At 65.7% G+C, this 1,702-nt stretch carries 1 protein-coding gene; it reads left to right on the top strand.

Going from position 1 to position 1,702, the window contains the following annotated elements; genetic code table 11:
* Window positions 1-116 precede the first annotated feature (116 nt).
* The gene (locus tag AB0F17_RS66400) at window positions 117-1,664 is read left to right on the top strand and encodes an ISL3 family transposase (protein ID WP_358047845.1); all 1,548 of its coding nucleotides are present in this window, start codon (window positions 117-119) and stop codon (window positions 1,662-1,664) included.
* Window positions 1,665-1,702: the final 38 nt, after the last annotated feature.

The raw sequence follows: 1,702 nt of genomic DNA, 5'->3' as shown, positions 1-1,702 counted from the left end.
GGCTCTGTCGCTGATCTTGTGACATGGGGCGGTCCGGTAGGTGATCGTGTACGGAGTGCGTTCATGGAGGTATCGAAGGGCTTCTTCCGCATTTAGCCGGAGTTGTCGTAGAGCTGGTGGAGCGGACGGCGGGGCTGGTGACGCTGCATGCGCGGGTTCGGGCTGGTGGCGGTGTCTGCCCGCACTGCGGAATGGAGTCCGAGCGTGTTCACGGTCGGTATGTGCGCCGGCTGGCCGACGCCGCCGTCGCGGGGGTGCGGACGGTGCTCTCGCTGGTCGTTCGTCGCTTCAAGTGCCGCAACAGCGGTTGCGTGGCGGTGACATTTGCCGAGCAGGTTGAGGGATTGACCAGCCCGTTCGCCCGATTCACCCTGGTGCTCCGCGCGATGTTGGAGTCGATCTGCTTGGCGATGGCCGCGCGGCCGGGTGTCAGGCTTGCCGCCCGGCTCGGTCTGCGGGTTGCCAAGGACACGCTGTTGCGGATGGAACGGGCAATGCCCGAGCCTCAGGTCGGCACGGTGCGGGTGTTGGCGGTGGATGACTTCGCACTCCGAAAACACGAGAAGTACGCGACCATCATCGTCGACCTTGAGGCTCGCAGGCCGGTCGACGTCCTGCTGGGTAGGGAGGCCGGGCCGCTGGCAGAGTGGCTCAGCGGGCGTCGGGAGGTGGAGTTCGTCTGTCGCGATCGTGCTCGCGGGTATGCCGAAGCCGCGAGGGTCGGCGCGCCTCAGGCCAGACAGGTCGCTGATCGGTGGCATTTATGGCACAACCTGTCCGAAGCAGTCGAGAAGAGCGTCGCGTCCCACTATGGCTGCGTCAAGGCCGCGTTCGCGGATCTACCGGCTGAGCAGCCAGAACCCGCACTGCCGCCCGTCGAGGCACCCGATGGGCACCTCGATGTCCGCGGTCGGCAACGCCGGATGATCGCCATCGTCACCGACCGGTACACCGCAGTGCAGGAGCTGGTCTCCCAGGGCCGATCCCTGAAGGGCATCAGCCGTGACCTGGAACTGGACTACTACGCAGTGCGCCGCTACGCCCGTGCGCAGAGCCTGGAGGAACTCCTGGTCAAAGCCACCACCCGCGCCAGCCTCCTCGATTCGTGGAAGCCCTACCTGCACCAGCGGATCACCGACGGCTGCGGCAACGCGATGGAGCTGTTTCGTGAGATCCGCGCCCAGGGCTATCGCGGGAGCTCCAGCACCGTCGGCCTCTACACCCGGCTCCTCAAGGAAGGACGTGTCAGCCCGCCGCCCGCCCGTCTCGTGCCGAAACTCCGCAAGCTCACCGGCTGGATCCTCACCGACCCCGCTCACCTGCATCCCGAGGAGATCGTGGACCTCAAGCAGGTGCAGGCTGGCTGCCCCGAACTAGACGCCACCATCGGATATGTCCGCGCCTTCGCCGTCATGATCCGCTATCTACGCGGCGACCGGCTCGGCAAGTGGATAGCAGACGTCCACACCGACGACCTTCCTCACCTGCAGCAATTCGCCACCGGCCTCACCCACGACTTTGACGCCGTCACCGCCGGCCTGACCATCCCCTGGAGCTCAGGCCAAGCCGAAGGCCAGAACACCCGCGTCAAACTCATCAAGCGCGAAGGCTATGGCCGAGCCAACTTCGACCTGCTCCGAAAACGCATCCTCGCCCGGGCCTAAACCCAACATCACAAGATCAGCGACAGAGCCCGTTTACC

Origin of the sequence: Nonomuraea sp. NPDC026600 (assembly GCF_040638335.1) — a bacterium.
GTDB lineage: Bacteria > Actinomycetota > Actinomycetes > Streptosporangiales > Streptosporangiaceae > Nonomuraea.
This window is presented reverse-complemented; position numbering and strand designations above follow the sequence as displayed.